The following is a 15,583-nucleotide window of genomic DNA, read 5'->3' as shown; positions in this document are numbered from 1 at the left end:
CGCTGTCGCCCGTCCGTCGTCCTTGCCGGACAGACGTTACCGCTGTCCGGTGGCCCCCGGGCCGGGCGGGCCGGTCCCGGGGGCGCACCGGCGGTACGGGGTCAGCCGGTCGTGCAGGCGGAGCCGTTCAGGGCGAAGTTCGACGGGACCGCGGGCGTCGCCGACGAGGTGCCGGTGAAGCCGAAGGTCGCCGCGGTGCCGGCCGGAATCGAGGTGGCCCAGCTCGGCCCGGTCACCGTCACCGCCTTGCCGCTCTGCGTGTAGCTCGCGCTCCACAGCGAGGTGACGGCCTCGTCACCGGCGAAGCTCCAGCCCAGCTTCCAGTTGTTCACGGCCGCCGAGCCGGTGTTCTTCACCGTCACCGACGCCTGGAAGCCGCCCGGCCAGGAGTTGGTGACGCTGTACGCCACCTGGCAGGCGCCGGAGCCCGGGGGAGTGGTGGGAGGCGTCGTCGGCGGAGTGGTCGGCGGGGTCGTCGGCGGGGTGGTGGGTGGCGTTGTCGGTGGCGTGGTGGGCGGGGTCGTGCCGCCGGTGTCGGACGTGTCGCCGTAGATGATCCCGCGCCCGTTCGTGCCCACGTAGACCCGGCCGAAGATCCGCGGGTCGCCGGTGATGACGCTGTTGGTGACGCCGTACTGGTGGGCGTCGTCGTTGATCCGCACCCAGCTCGCGCCGGCGTCGGTGGAGCGGAACAGGCCGCGCACCCCGCCGATCTTCGCGCTGGTGTAGATCGCCTGGTAGCTCGCGCCCGGCGCGGCCTTGCCGAAGCCGATCACGTCGGCCTCCTGGACGTTGCTCAGCTTGGTGAACGACGCGCCGGAGTTGGTGGAGTGCCACATGCCGTACGCGCTGCCGGAGCCGCCGACCACCCAGATGTCGCCCTCGGTGCCGGGCAGCGCCTTGAACTTGGCGCTGTCCGTGGGGAGCCCGGTGGCCGCGGTGGCGGCGAAGGTCGCGCCGCCGTCCGTACTGACGTAGAACTTGCCGCCCGACAGGCCGTAGAACTTCTTCGGGTTCACCCGGTCCGAGCCGATCACCGCGCCGGCCGGGATGCCGGTCGAGGCGGTCCACGAGGAGCCGAAGCCGACCGTGTAGTTGACGCCGGTGCCGACCGGGCTCCAGACGTAGCGGCTGCCGTCGGCCGCCGCCGCGACCGTACCGGCGCCGCTGACCCCGGACGGCTCGGCGCCCTGGAACCAGTTGGCGCCGTCGTCGGTGGAGAAGGCGATGCGGTGGTCGGTGGAACCGGAGGCCACGTCGCCGACCCGGACCAGGTCGTTGGGGTTGGCGGCGGCGAAGTCCAGGCTGTGGGTCGTGGTGAAGACCGGCTGCTGGAACATGGCGGACGGGATCGCGGTGACGTCGGTGTGCCGGAAGCCGCCGATGTCGCCGAGCGCGCTGATCAGCGGGGCGCCCGAGGGCGGGCTGACCAGATCCTGCACCGAGGTCTCCTCCAGGCCCTTCACATTGGGCTTGAGGGTGATCTTTCCGCCCGCGGTGTCCCAGTCGGTCAGGTCGTCGGTGCCGTAGACCGTGGCGCCGGTGCCGAACCACATCCGGTCGGAGTCGAAGGGGTCGATCTCCAGCGACTCGGTCATCCAGCCGAGCTTGGGCGTCTGCTCGGGCGGCTGCGGGTTCGCGCCGAAGGTCAGCCACGGCACGGCGGACACGTCCAGGGTGTAGCGGTTGGACCGGTTGGGATAGCTGGTGTAGTCCCAGGCCCGGGTCCAGGTGGCGCCGCTGTCGGTGGACCGGAAGATCATCGTGTCCGGCCACCAGGAGCTGTAGCCGGTCACCATGACCGTGCCCGGGTGCTGGCGGTCCACGGTCAGGCCGCTGTAGCCGAAGTAGGTGTCCGCGTCCGACATCGGGCTGATGTTCGTCCAGCCGCCGGTGGCCGTCGCGTACCGCCACACCTGGCCCTTGGCGCCGTCGTACGGGCCGCCGGTGTCGCTGGTGGCCAGGTACAGGTAGCCGTTCACCGGGTCCAGGACGCCCTTGTGGGCGATGTAGCCGGTGGGCTGGCCGGCCAGCCGGGACCAGGTGGCGCCGCCGTCGGTGGAACGGAAGACGGTGTTGTCCTTGTCCGCGACGCCGACGTAGATCGTCTGGGTGGCCGAGCCCTTGGTGCCGGTGCGCGGGTCGAACGTCACCCACACCACGCCCTGGTTGTCGCTGTTGTAGCCGGTGGTGTCGGTGGGGTCGGCGACATAGGTGCCGGCGTCCGGGAAGGCGGTCACCTTCGACCAGGTCACGCCCGAATCGGTGCTGCGCCACAGGCCGTTGCCGCTGGGCGCGCCGAGGTAGAGCACGCTGTCCTTGTTCGGGTCGATCGCCAGCCGCTCGCCCATGCCGCGGCCGGGCATGTTGCCGCCCAGCTTGAACGGCAGGTCGGTGGCCTGCCAGGTCGCGCCCCGGTCGGCCGACCGCAGCACCGCGCCGGTGCCCGGGTCCCAGGAGTTGGTGTACGTGCCGACCGCCGCGTACACCTTGTCCGGCGCCAGCGCGTCGGTGGCCAGGCTCACCACTCCCGTCCGGCCCCAGTGCGTCCAGTCCACCCCGTCGAGCAACGGGACCCAGGACTTGGCCGCCTCGTTCCATCGGTAGGCCCCGCCGATGTCGGTCCGGGCGTAGGCAAGATTCTTCTCGGACTGGTTGAAGACGATGCCGGGGACGAAGCCCCCGCCGCCGATCTGCACGTTCTTCCAGCTGTACGAGTCGGCGACCGCCTGTGGCGCGGCGGCGCCGGCGTGCGGCGCGGTCGCCGCGGCGGTGGCCGAGGCGGCGGTCACGGCGCCGCCGATCAGAGCAAGTGCCGCGACCAGCGCGGCCATCGGTCTGCGGAGCATCGGGCGTCCTCTGTGGTGGGGGGTGGACGACATGGATTCGAAAGTGTGTGGGAGCGCTCCCACTCCGCTGGATGGTAGCTGCGGCTTGTCCGCGCGAAAAGGGTTGCGCACCTCGGGCCCTCCGGGCTGCACCCGGGTTCGCCGGGAGCGCCCCGCAGGGGCGCGGGGAACTGCGTGAGCAACCACATGCGGCCGGTGGCCCGGAGACGACAGCAACTGCCCACTTGGGTCGGTGGCGACCTGCGGCCCGGTGGTGGGCTTGTCGCGCAGTTCCCCGCGCCCCTGACTACTCCGGGCGAACCGGCCCTCCGCGCGGGCGGGTTCGCCGGGAGCGCCCCGCAGGGGCGCGGGGAACTGCGCGAGCAACCACACGCGGCCGGTGGCCCGGAGACGACAGCAACTGCCCCTTCGGGCCGGTGGCGACCCGCACCACGGAATCGGGCGAGGTCAGTTCGGTGCGGCGGCGCCAGCCATCGCCTCGATCTCCTTGAGGACGAGCGCCGGGCGGTCCTTCGGCACGTCGTGGGAGCTCCCCTTCGCCGTGACGAGGGTGCGGTGGGGGCCGGCCTTGACGAAGGAAGCCGCGGCGTCGCGCCAGCGCTGGGCGTCGACGGGGGAGCCGTCGAAGGGGGTCTTCTCCGAGACGATGACCGTCACCGGTACCGAGTCCGGCCAGCTGACCTTGTGGAACGCCTGGTGCGCCGGAAGGTAGTCCTCCGCCGTGGAGATGAGCTGACGGTTCCCCGGCTTGCCGGGATCCCTCTTCGCCACGTCGATCTGCGACCGGCTCCCGGCCACCACACGGGCGATCTCCTCGTCGGTGAAGAACTGGGGGAGGTTGGAGTCGACCAGCACCGCACCGGAGAGCATCTTCGGGTTCTCCGCGGCGAAGTAGTTCGCGACCTCGCCGGCCTCCGAATGGGACACCAGGATCACGTTCCCGGTGACGCCCAACTGCTCGAGCCCCGACGTGAGGTCACCGGCGGTGCCCTCGGCGTTCCACGCGCCGGGCACCACGTCGCTCTTGCCCATACCGGCCCGGTCGTACGTGATGACGGTGGCGCCGGTGGCCGCGTGCAGCTTGGGCACGAGGTCCTTCCAGTAGGAGGCGTCCTCACCGCCACCCGAGTCCAGGACGATCGTGCGGCCGCTTCCTGGGGTGACGTAGAAGGCGAGCCGGTGCCCGTCGTGGGTGATCATGCGCGGCTTCGATCCGGCGGACGGTCCGCCTCTCGGTGCGGCGGACGATGTGGCCGAGGGCGAGGCCGGGGCATGCCGGGAGCTCGATTCCTTGCTGTCGCAGGCCGTGAGGGCACCGGCGGTCAGGGTCAGCAGGGCGAGAGCCGACAGGGCGCGGTACGCGGGCCGGCCCGGTTTGAGGGGAGTGCGGGACATGGCTGGTCCTTCGGTGACTGGGGGCGCTGAGGTGCCCTCCTGACGTCCCATCCTTCGATCCCGCGGCCGATCATGGAATCGGGCTGGCCCGTCTGTCGGCTGTCTCGCTGGCACCCGTGAGCACGGTGGGGGCAACCCCACCCGCAGGCGCCCGCACGGGTCTTCCGGAGGCGCCCGGGAAAGCAGCCGTTCGGCGGTTGCCCTCCCCGGGGAATCGGCCCATCATCGGCGGGGCATGACGGGCGATCCGCAGGAGGCAGGGATGGCAGGGCTCACCCGCAGGAGGGTCACCGCAGGGGCGGCCGGGGCGCTGGCGGCGACCGCGCTGTCCGGGTCCGCCGCGGCGATGGCGCCCGAGCCCGGGGCGCGGGCCGTTCGTCCGGGCGTACGGGCCGCCGGGGCACAGGGCGGGGGGCCGCGGCGGGAGTTGCGCGGGATGTGGATCGCGACCGTCGCCAACACCGACTGGCCCTCGGCGCCGGGCCTGTCGTCGGACGAGCAGCGGCGGGAACTGCTGGACCTGCTCGACCTGGCGGTCGAACGCCGGCTGAACGCGGTGATGTTCCAGGTCCGGCCGACCGCCGACGCGTTCTGGCCGTCGTCGTACGAGCCCTGGTCGGCGTACCTGACCGGCGTCCAGGGGCGTGCTCCCGGCTGGGACCCGCTGGGCACCGCCGTGCAGGAGGCGCACCGCCGGGGCCTGGAACTGCACGCCTGGTTCAACCCCTACCGGGTGTCGATGACCGCCGACCCCGGCACGCTGACCCCCTCCCACCCGGCCCGCCGGCACCCGGACTGGGTGGTGACCTACGGCGGCAAGCTCTACTACAACCCGGGCCTGCCCGAGGTCCGCCGCTTCGTCGAGGACGCGATGCTGGACGCGGTGCGCCGCTACCCGGTGGACGCCGTGCACTGGGACGACTACTTCTATCCGTATCCGGTGGCCGGCCAGACCTTCCAGGACGACGCCGCCTTCGCCCGCTACGGCGCGGGCTATCCGGACCGGGACGCCTGGCGCCGGCACAACATCGACCTGCTGGTCCGCGAGACGGCGACGCGGATCAAGCAGATCCGGCCCACCACCCGGTTCGGCATCAGCCCGTTCGGGGTCTGGCGCAACGCCACCACCGACCCGCTCGGCTCGGCCACCGCGGCGGGCGTGCAGACCTACGACGACCTGCACGCCGACACCCGCGGCTGGGTGAAGAAGGGGTGGCTGGACTACATCGCGCCGCAGGTGTACTGGAACATCGGCTTCGCCGCCGCCGACTACGCGGTGCTGGTGCCCTGGTGGTCCCAGGTGGTCGCCGGGACCCGGGCGGAGCTGTACATCGGCGAGGCGCTGTACAAGGTGGGCGCGGCCGGCCAGCCGGCCGCCTGGCAGGACGCACGCGAGCTGTCCCGTCACCTGACCTTCGACCAGAGCTTTCCGCAGGTGCGCGGCAACGTCTACTTCTCGGCCACGCAGGTGCGGAGCGACCCGCTGGGCGCGATGAGCACGGTGGTCGCCGAGCACTATCCGACCCGGGTGCGGCCGGCGTGACGGACGCTGTGACTGCCGATCAGATAATCGTTTCGAACCGGCGTACACGGCCTGTTACCGTCCTGCCGTGGCGAAACTCAACCAGATCATCGCGGTCGAGAAGGGCGTCAAGTCCAAGGCGCAGCAAGAGCTGACGGCGGCCCATCACGACCTGCAGAAGCCCGCACTGCTGTCCGGCATCGCCCGGACCTACCAGCCCAAGGACGAGGAGGGCGAGCAGCTTCCGCCCGAGTCCACCCGGGTGCAGGTCCAGGCCGAATCCGTGCTGCGGGACACCGCCGCCACCCTGACCCGGCTGTTCGACGTGACCGCCACCAAGGACTGGGCCAACTGCGAGGCCCGTGCCGACGTCGTCGTCGACGGCCGGGTGCTGCTGGCCGGCGTGCCGGTGTCGTACCTGCTCTTCCTGGAGAAGCAGCTCACCGACCTGCACACCTTCGTCCGCAAGCTGCCGGTCCTGGACGCTGCCGAGTCCTGGAGCCTGGACGCCTCCACCGACGCGTGGAAGACCGACCCGGTGCGCACCATCAGGACCAAGAAGGTGCCGCGCAACCACGTGAAGGCCGAGGCGACCGAGAAGCACCCCGCGCAGGTCGAGGTGTACTACGAGGACGTGGCGGTCGGGTACTGGACCACCGTCAAGTTCTCCGGCGCACTGCCCGCCCGCAGGGTCAACGAGCTGCGTGAGCGCGTGGAGAAACTCCAGCAGGCGGTGAAGTTCGCCCGGGAGGAGGCCAACGGCATCGAGATCGTCGACCAGCGGGTCGGCGACGCGGTGTTCGGCTACGTCTTCGCCCCCTGACGGGCACCGATCGACGGTCACGGCCCCGCGCGATACGCGGCGGCCGTCCGTCCCACAGACCCCTCCGTGGGAGCGCGGAGGGTGCGCGAGGAGCGCAAAGCTGAAACTGAGCCTTGTCGTGACCGACGCGGTCCCCAGTGGGGGTTCAAATCCCTCCCCCGGCACCACGGGCCGGGGTAGCCCAAGCCAGGCAGAGGCAGGCCGCGGTAAATCTCAGACTCTCGCTCCAGATTCAGCAGTTGCCGCCGATCGCCGGATCGACCGGCCACGGGCTGGGTCGTCAGGTGCCGGTTCAAATCCGGTCCGCCGCTCTCTTCGTGCGGCGGTAGTTCAACGGTAGAACGTGACGACATCAAACTGACCCGCGGCCTCAAGCGTGCCGGCGTGTGCACGGGGCGGCCACCTCAGGGTGCCGGGGGCTGGACATGCCCCCGGGACCCGCTCCTCCTTTTTCGGGCAGCCCGGCAGCCCGGGGACCCGCCAGCCCGGCGGTCCCCGGCAGGACCTCGCGACTTCTTCCGGTCACACTCCGCTCATCGGGACACCATCTCCCGCTCATGACTTGACGCGAGCTTTTGACGTTCGACAGCGACTCGATCCTCGTTCGTCATCCCGTGTGCGCCCAGTTCAAGCCGCGTCTGAGTAGCTTCGTTGACGGTTTGAGACACCGACCCGGAAAGGACCCCGATGTCCACCAACGGTGACAATCCGTCACAAGAGACCACCGGGCAGAGCCGGCGCGGCTTCCTGCGCAACGCGGCGATCGCCGGTGCGGGAGCGGCCGCCGTCGTCGGCGTGCCCGCGCTCGGCGCGACCCCCGCGTTCGCCGCGGACGACACCAAGAGCGGCAGAACCGGCTCGTGGAGCCCCGACGCGACGGCCCTCCAGTTCACCCTCGCGGTCATGCCGGACACCCAGTTCCTCTACTGGGGCAGCCAGGACAGCGTCAACCGGACTCCGCAGGAGGAGTCCTTCCGCTACATCATCGACAACAGCGGGAACGCCGACAACAACATCGTGTTCATGGCGCACCTCGGCGACCTGACGCAGGACGGCGATCCGACGTCGTTCCAGCAGGTCGACAAGGCGTTCGCGCTGTTGGACACGCACGGTGTGGCGTACAGCGTGCTGGCCGGCAACCACGACGTGAGCGGTGACGACAGCCGCGGCGACACGTCGTACCTGCAGACCATGGGCCCGCAGCGGTTCAAGCGGTCCAGGACGTTCGTCGGGTCGGACCCGACCGGCTACAACACCGCGCACATCTTCCAGGCGGCCGGCCGCTCCTGGCTGGTGCTCGCTCTGGACTGGCGGACCACCGACCAGGGCTACGCGTGGGCCAACAGCGTCATCAAGGCCCACCCGAAGATGCCGGTGATCCTCACGTCGCATGACATCGTGGCCTCGCCGTACGATGACAACGTTTTCCCGTACGAGTCCGGCGACCCGGAGAACAACGCCGTACTCGAGGGCAACGGCCAGGCGATGTGGGACAAACTGATCAACGACAACGATCAGGTCTTCCTGACCCTCAACGGCCACTACTGGCCGCCCGGGCGGATGACCAAGAAGAACGCCGCCGGTAACGACGTGTACATGCACATCACGAACTACCAGAACCGCTACTTCGGCGGTGGCGGCATGATCCGGCTGTACCACTTCGACCTGACCCGCAACATGATCGACGTCGAGACGATCAACCCGTGGATCCTGGCCCAGGAGCCGGAGTCCCGCAACGAGTTGGCGGCCGAGCTCGCCCGGGTCACCGGTCCGGTCGACAACTTCTCGATCCCGATCGACTTCGAGCAGCGCTTCTCCAGCTTCGCCCCGGTCGCGGTCCGCCCCGCCCGCCCGGCCGCCCAGGAGCTGGTGAAGGGCACGCTGGCGTACTGGCGCTTCGACGCGCAGGGCGCGCCCGGCACCTCGCTCACCTCGGGCCAGACGGTCCGCGACCTGTCCGGCCAGGGCAACGACCTGACCGTGGTGACCGTGCCCGGCACCGCCGCCGACGCGCTGACCTGGTCCGACGACCACCACCCCGACCAGCCCGGGCACGCGAGCCTGAAGTTCGTCGGCGGCCGGAACCCGGTCCACGGCACGTACCTGACCACCGCGGCGCAGGCCCCGCTGAACGCCGAGACGTTCGCGTCCGGGTACACCATCGAGACGTTCGTGATGATGCCGCTGGACTGGGACGCCGGCAACAACGGCTGGGCGTCGATCCTCAGCCGCCGGGGTTCGGCGAGCGCCGCCGGCAAGCACGGCAAGAACACCGACCCGGGCGAGCCCGTGGTCCAGTTCGCCATCTCGAACAACGGCCGCGAGCCGCAGTTCAACCACTACCCGCTGAACGACACCTACCCGACCACCAACTGGGGCCACGGCCTGGTGGAGCTCAGGTGGTGGCACCTGGCCGTGGTCAACGACGGCCGTTACACGAAGCTGTACGTCGAGGGCGCGCCGGTCGTCGACAACCCGAGCCGGCTGTCGGTCGGCCTCACCTCGCTCGGCCTGCCCTGGCTGGTGGGCGGCCACGAGTACGCGGGCGCCATCGACATCGTCTTCCACGGCAACGTCGGTGACATACGCATCGTGAACCGTCCGCTGTCGTCGGCGGAGTTCCTCACCGCCAAGTAGGACCGCCGCCACGTAACGCGGTCCCTCCCGTCTCCGGCCACCCGCGCACGCCGGAGACGGGAGACCCCCGGGTCTGCCCCGCCTTTCCCGTCCGGCCTTTCCCCCGCGGGGCCCGGCCGCGGCGCTCGGCTAGCCTGAACACCACCATGCATCGTTTGAGCACGCCGTGGGGCGACCTCGATCTGACCCGGTACCCCGAGCGGCCGCGGGAGGAGCTGCGGGCCTGGGACGCCGCCGACGCGTACGTCCTGCAGCACCTTGCCGAGACGCGGGCCGACCTGTCCGGCGAGGTGGTGACGCTGGGCGACCGCTGGGGGACGCTGGTGACCGCGCTGGCCGCGCACCGGCCGGTCCAGATCTCCGACTCCTTCCTCGGCCGGCAGGCCACCGAGGCCAACCTGCGGCGCAACGCCCCCGCGGCCCTGCCCGGGATACGGCTGCTGTCCACCCAGGACCCTCCGCCGGACCGGATCGACGTGCTGCTGGTCCGCGTGCCCAAGAGCCTGGCGCTGCTGGAGGACCAGCTCCACCGGCTCGCCCCCGCGGTGCACCCCGGCACCCTGGTGATCGGCGCGGGCATGGTCACCGAGATCCACACCTCGACCCTGCGGATCTTCGAGCGGATCCTGGGCCCGACGAGCACCACGCTCGCGGTCCGCAAGGCGCGGCTGATCCTGTGCACCCCCGACCCGTCGCTGCCCCGTACCCCGAGCCCCTGGCCGCTGCGGTACGCGCTGCCGGACGACGTCGGCGTGCTGTCCGGGCGTACGGTCGTCAGTCACGCCGGGGTGTTCTGCGCCGACCGCCTGGACATCGGCACCCGCTTCCTGCTGGCCCACCTGCCCGAGCGAAGCGGCCCGGAGCGGGTGGTCGACCTCGGCTGCGGCAACGGCGTGGTCGGCACCGCGGCGGCGCTGGCCAACCCGGAGTGCGAGGTGCTGTTCACCGACGAGTCCCACCAGGCGGTGGCCTCCGCCCGGGCCACCTTCCAGGCCAACGCCGACCCCGCCACCAAGGCCGACTTCCGGGTCGGCGACGCGGCGGCCGGCCTCCCGCCGGACAGCGCCGACCTGATCCTGAACAACCCGCCCTTCCACTCGCACCGCGCCGTCACCGACGACAGCGCCCGCCGCATGTTCACCACCGCCCACGCCGCCCTGCGCCCCGGCGGCGAACTGTGGGTGGTCGGCAACCGCCACCTGGGCTACCACGTCCGCCTGCGCCGCCTCTTCGGCTCCTGCGAGGTGATCGCCGCGAACCCGAAATTCGTCCTGCTGCGGGCCACCAAGCACTGACCCGGCACCCGGATATCTTTGCATAAAGCTGCGGCTCGCCGTATAGTCATGCCGTCGAGACGGAGGGCGTGATGACGGTGCGGGTGGCGGTGGCCGGAGCCAGCGGCTATGCGGGCGGGGAGGTGCTGCGGCTGCTGCTGGGGCACCCCGAGGTCGAGATCGGCGCGCTGACCGGCGGATCCAACGCCGGACAGGTACTGGGCGCGCTCCAGCCGCACCTGGTGCCGCTGGCCGGGCGGGTGCTCCAGGAGACCACCGCGGAGGTCCTGGCCGGCCACGACGTGGTCTTCCTCGCCCTGCCGCACGGCCAGTCCGCGGCCGTCGCCGAACAGCTCGGCGACGACGTACTGGTGGTGGACATGGGCGCCGACTTCCGGCTGAAGAACCCCGCGGACTGGGAACGGTTCTACGGCTCGCCGCACGCCGGGACCTGGCCCTACGGCCTGCCCGAGCTGCCCGGCGGCAGGGCCGCGCTCGCCGGGACCAAGCGGATCGCGGTGCCCGGCTGCTACCCCACGGCCGTCTCCCTCGCCCTCGCCCCGGCGTGCGCCGCCGCCCTGGTCGAGCCCGAGGCGGTGATCGTCGCCGCCTCCGGCACCTCCGGCGCCGGCAAGTCGCCCAAGCCGCACCTGCTCGGCTCGGAGGTGATGGGCTCGATGTCCCCGTACGGCGTCGGCGGTGTCCACCGGCACACCCCCGAGATGATCCAGAACCTCAGCGCGGCCGCCGGCGAGCCCGTCTCGGTGTCCTTCACCCCCACCCTGGCGCCCATGCCCCGCGGCATCCTCGCCACCTGCACCGCCAAGGCCGGACCCGGCGTCACCGCCGCCGAGGTGCGTGCCGCGTACGAGAAGGCCTACGCCGACGAGCCGTTCGTCCACCTGCTGCCCGAGGGGCAGTGGCCGGCGACCGCCGCCGTCTTCGGCTCCAACGCCGTCCACCTCCAAGTGGCCCTGGACGAGGCCGCCGGGCGGGTGATCGTGATCAGCGCCATCGACAACCTCACCAAGGGCACCGCCGGCGGCGCGGTGCAGAGCATGAACATCGCCCTCGGACTGCCCGAGGCGACGGGACTTTCCACGATCGGAGTCGCTCCATGAGTGTGACCGCTCCCCAAGGGTTCACGGCGGCCGGGATCGCCGCCGGAATCAAGGCGGACGGCAGCGCCGACCTGGCCCTCGTGGTCAACACCGGGCCGCGCCGGTCCGCCGCCGGGGTGTTCACCGGCAACCGTGTGAAGGCCGCCCCGGTGCTCTGGTCGCAGCAGGTGCTCAAGGCCGGCGAGCTGACCGCGGTGATCCTCAACTCCGGCGGCGCCAACGCCTGCACCGGCCCCCAGGGCTTCCAGGACACCCACGCCACCGCCGAGAAGGTCGCCGACGTCCTCGGCTGCGGCGCCGGCGAGGTCGCGGTCGCCTCCACCGGCCTGATCGGCATCACGCTGCCGATGGACAAGCTGCTGCCGGGCGTCGAGGCGGCCGCCGCCGAACTGTCCCCGCACGGCGGCGAGAAGGCCGCGATCGCCATCAAGACCACCGACACCGTGCACAAGACGGCGGTGGCCCACGGCGGCGACAGCCAGGGCGCCGGCGGCTGGACCGTCGGCGGCATGGCCAAGGGCGCCGGCATGCTCGCCCCCGGACTGGCCACCATGCTGGTGGTGCTCACCACCGACGCCGACCTGGACTCCGTCACCCTGGACAAGGCACTGCGCGAGGCCACCCGGCAGACCTTCGACCGGGTGGACTCCGACGGCTGCATGTCCACCAACGACACCGTCCTGCTGCTCGCCTCCGGCGCCTCCGGCATCACCCCGGAGTACGGCGAGTTCGCCGACGCCGTCCACGCGGTCTGCGCCGACCTGGCCCGGCAGCTCATCGGCGACGCCGAGGGCGCCAGCAAGGACATCAAGGTCGAGGTCGTGGGCGCCGCCAGCGAGGAGGACGCGGTCGAGGTCGGCCGGTCCATCGCCCGCAACAACCTGCTCAAGTGCGCCGTCCACGGCGAGGACCCCAACTGGGGCCGGGTGCTGTCCGCGATCGGCACCACCTCCGCCGTCTTCGAACCGGACCGGCTGGGCGTCGCCATCAACGGCGTGTGGGTGTGCCGCCACGGAGCCGTCGGCGAGGACCGCGACCTGGTCGACATGCGGTTCCGCGAGGTCGTCATCACCGCCGACCTCGCCGCCGGCGACGCCTCCGCGGTGATCTGGACCAACGACCTGACCGCCGACTACGTCCACGAGAACAGCGCCTACAGCTCATGAGCACCCGCAAGCACACCGCCCTGCCCAAGGCCCGCATCCTCATCGAGGCCCTGCCCTGGCTGACCCAGCACCACGGCCGCACCGTCGTGATCAAATTCGGCGGCAACGCCATGGTGGACGACGACCTCAAGGCCGCCTTCGCCCAGGACGTGGTCTTCCTGCGGCACGCGGGTCTGCGGCCGGTCGTCGTGCACGGCGGCGGCCCGCAGATCAGCGCGCAGCTCGACCGGCACGGCCTGGTCAGCGAGTTCAAGGCCGGCCTGCGGGTCACCACCCCCGAGGCCATGGACGTGGTCCGCATGGTGCTGGCCGGCCAGGTGCAGCGTGAACTCGTCGGCCTGCTCAACCGGCACGGCCCGCTCGCCGTCGGCCTGACCGGCGAGGACGCCCACACCATCACCGCCGTCAAGCACTACCCCGTGATCGACGGCGAGAGCGTCGACATCGGCCGGGTCGGCGAGATCACCGCCATCGACACCGGCGCGATCGAGGCGCTGCTCGCCGACGGCCGGATCCCGGTGATCTCCTCGATCGCCCGCGCCGAGGACGACGGCCACATCTACAACGTCAACGCCGACACCGCCGCCGCCGCACTGGCCGCCGCGCTGGGCGCCGAGACGCTGATGGTCCTCACCGACGTCGAAGGGCTCTACGAGGACTGGCCGAACAGCGACGACGTGATCAGCAAGCTGACCGCCGGCGAGCTGGAGAAGCTGCTGCCCGACCTGTCCAGCGGCATGGCGCCCAAGATGGAGGGCTGCCTGCACGCGGTACGCAACGGCGTGCGCACCGCCCGCGTCATCGACGGCCGGGTCCAGCACTCGATCCTGCTGGAGATCTTCACCGACGAGGGGATCGGCACCATGGTGGTGCCCGACCCCGACCCGGCGGACACCGCCGCAACCGCGACCGCGAGCGCCTCCGTACCGGCACCCGCGGCAGCGTCCGAATCCGTACCGGAAGGGGGAGTTCAGTGACCACCGCGGCAGGAACGGCCACACCCGACGAGGCGACGCCCGGCCCGGCGGCCGCCAACGAGGAGCTGGCCCGGCGCTGGCAGGACTCGCTGATGAACAACTACGGGCAGCCCCGGCTGCCCCTGGTGCGCGGCGAGGGCGCCCGGCTGTGGGACGCCGCCGGACGCGAGTACGTCGACTTCCTCGGCGGCATCGCCGTCAACAGCCTGGGCACCGCCCACCCCGCCGTGGTCGAGGCGGTGAGCCGGCAGATCGCCTCGCTCGGCCACGTCTCCAACTTCTTCATCGCCGAGCCCCCGGTCGCCCTGGCCGAGCGGCTGCTCCAGCTCTTCGGCCGCCCCGGACGGGTGTTCTTCGCCAACTCCGGCGCCGAGGCCAACGAAGCGGCCTTCAAGATCGGCCGGCTCACCGGCCGCCCGCACATCGTGGCGACCGAGGGCGCCTTCCACGGCCGGACCATGGGCGCGCTCGCGCTGACCGGCCAGCCCCCCAAGCGGGACCCGTTCCGGCCGCTGCCCGGCGACGTCACCCATGTGCCGTACGGCGACGCGGACGCGCTGCGCGCCGCCGTCACCACCGACACCGCCATGGTGATCCTCGAGCCCATCCAGGGCGAGAACGGCGTGATCGTCCCCCCGGCCGGCTACCTTCAGGCGGCTCGCGAGATCACCGCCGCCACCGGCACCCTGCTGGTGCTCGACGAGGTGCAGACCGGCGTCGGCCGCACCGGCCACTGGTTCGAGTGCCAGGCACAGGGCGTCGAGCCGGACGTGGTGACGCTGGCCAAGGGCCTGGGCGGCGGGCTGCCGCTGGGCGCCACCGTCGCGTTCGGCCCGGCCGCCGACCTGCTCACCCCGGGCGCCCACGGCACCACCTTCGGCGGCAACCCGGTCGCCTGCGCCGCCGCGCTCGCCGTCCTGGACACCATCGCCGCCGACGGACTGCTGGAGAACGTCAAGCGGCAGGGCGAGAAGCTGCGTCAGGGCATCGAGGTACTGCGCCACCCGCTGGTCGATCATCTGCGCGGTTCCGGCCTGCTGATCGGTATCGTGCTCACCGAGCCCGTTTCCGCTGCGGTGCAGCAGGCGGCTCAGGACGCCGGATTCCTGGTGAACGCGGCCGTGCCCGGCACGGTACGGCTGGCCCCGCCGCTGATCATCGGCGACGGCGAAACCGACGCATTCCTCGGGGCCCTGCCCGGCGTTCTCGACCAGGCGCTCGGAGCGGTCCGGGCCCGGGAGAGCGACGGAGAATGACAACACGATGAGCGAGGCGCAGGCGCACGGCGGCGGCCACGCCGTACCGCAGACCCGTACCGCACGGCACCGCAGGATCGTGGAGATCCTCGGCCGTCAGCCGGTGCGCTCGCAGAGCCAGCTCGCCAAGCTGCTCGCCGACGACGGGCTGAGCGTCACCCAGGCGACGCTCAGCCGCGACCTCGACGAACTCGGCGCCGTCAAGATCCGCACGAATGACGGCGAGCTCATCTACGCGGTGCCCTCCGAGGGCGGCTTCCGCACGCCCCAGGCGCCCCTGGGGGAGTCGGTCAAGGAGGAGAGGATGCGCCGGCTCGCCGGTGAGCTCCTCATCTCCGCGGAGGCCTCGGCCAACCTGGTCGTGCTGCGCACCCCGCCCGGCGCCGCGCAATTTCTGGCTTCCGCCATCGACCAGGCCGAGGTCTACGACATCCTCGGCACGATCGCCGGCGAGGATGTGCACACCGCGCTCGAACGTGGGCTGATGGAGCGGGTCGGTCCCGAACTCGGCGGGAAGCTGCGGGCCGGCCGGTCGCGGAACGACCAGATCGCCACCCTGTTCC

Annotated in this window: 11 protein-coding genes; 9 read left to right on the top strand and 2 right to left on the bottom strand. The window is 71.6% G+C overall.

The features are described from left to right. Positions 1-101 precede the first annotated feature (101 nt). Complete coding sequence (locus ITX44_RS39415; RefSeq protein WP_205364691.1) at positions 102-2,849, bottom strand: cellulose binding domain-containing protein; 2,748 nt, start codon at positions 2,847-2,849, stop codon at positions 102-104. A 447-nt stretch (positions 2,850-3,296) separates the two neighbouring features. Then, positions 3,297-4,244 (bottom strand): alpha/beta fold hydrolase, encoded by a 948-nt coding sequence (locus ITX44_RS39410; protein ID WP_205364689.1) that lies wholly within the window; start codon positions 4,242-4,244, stop codon positions 3,297-3,299. A 262-nt stretch (positions 4,245-4,506) separates the two neighbouring features. Here ITX44_RS39410 and ITX44_RS39405 point away from each other — a divergent pair, with 262 nt between their 5' ends. The 9 genes from ITX44_RS39405 to ITX44_RS39365 all read left to right on the top strand — a co-directional run. Next, the gene (locus ITX44_RS39405) at positions 4,507-5,787 is read left to right on the top strand and encodes a glycoside hydrolase family 10-like protein (RefSeq protein ID WP_205364688.1); all 1,281 of its coding nucleotides are present in this window, start codon (positions 4,507-4,509) and stop codon (positions 5,785-5,787) included. A 67-nt stretch (positions 5,788-5,854) separates the two neighbouring features. Continuing rightward, a complete protein-coding gene (locus ITX44_RS39400) occupies positions 5,855-6,589 on the top strand; it encodes a DUF7873 family protein (protein ID WP_205364678.1) in 735 nt (244 codons plus the stop codon). A gap of 687 nt (positions 6,590-7,276) precedes the next feature. Beyond that, entirely contained in the window at positions 7,277-9,226 is a 1,950-nt protein-coding gene (locus ITX44_RS39395; protein ID WP_205364670.1) for a LamG-like jellyroll fold domain-containing protein, read from the top strand. A 146-nt stretch (positions 9,227-9,372) separates the two neighbouring features. After that, positions 9,373-10,521 (top strand): methyltransferase, encoded by a 1,149-nt coding sequence (locus ITX44_RS39390; protein ID WP_205364668.1) that lies wholly within the window; start codon positions 9,373-9,375, stop codon positions 10,519-10,521. 71 nt (positions 10,522-10,592) lie between these two features. Continuing rightward, a complete protein-coding gene (gene argC, locus ITX44_RS39385; RefSeq protein WP_205364666.1) occupies positions 10,593-11,621 on the top strand; it encodes an N-acetyl-gamma-glutamyl-phosphate reductase in 1,029 nt (342 codons plus the stop codon). Next, complete coding sequence (gene argJ / locus ITX44_RS39380) at positions 11,618-12,787, top strand: bifunctional glutamate N-acetyltransferase/amino-acid acetyltransferase ArgJ (RefSeq protein ID WP_205364664.1); 1,170 nt, start codon at positions 11,618-11,620, stop codon at positions 12,785-12,787. Before argC ends, argJ begins: the two co-directional genes overlap by 4 nt. Beyond that, on the top strand, positions 12,784-13,764 hold the full coding sequence (argB, locus tag ITX44_RS39375; RefSeq protein WP_236062468.1) for an acetylglutamate kinase: 981 nt from the start codon (positions 12,784-12,786) through the stop codon (positions 13,762-13,764). The genes argJ and argB overlap by 4 nt, the downstream gene beginning before the upstream one ends. After that, positions 13,761-15,020 (top strand): acetylornithine transaminase, encoded by a 1,260-nt coding sequence (locus ITX44_RS39370; protein ID WP_372441103.1) that lies wholly within the window; start codon positions 13,761-13,763, stop codon positions 15,018-15,020. Before argB ends, ITX44_RS39370 begins: the two co-directional genes overlap by 4 nt. Before the next feature lie 7 nt (positions 15,021-15,027). Then, positions 15,028-15,583 (top strand): arginine repressor (locus ITX44_RS39365; RefSeq protein WP_236062467.1); only part of this gene is annotated, 556 nt, incomplete at its 3' end.

It is taken from the genome of Actinacidiphila acididurans (assembly GCF_016918855.1).
In the GTDB taxonomy this organism is placed as follows: Bacteria; Actinomycetota; Actinomycetes; order Streptomycetales; family Streptomycetaceae; genus Actinacidiphila; species Actinacidiphila acididurans.
The sequence above is the reverse complement of the archived record's forward strand: the minus strand, read 5'-3'. Positions and strand labels throughout refer to the sequence as shown.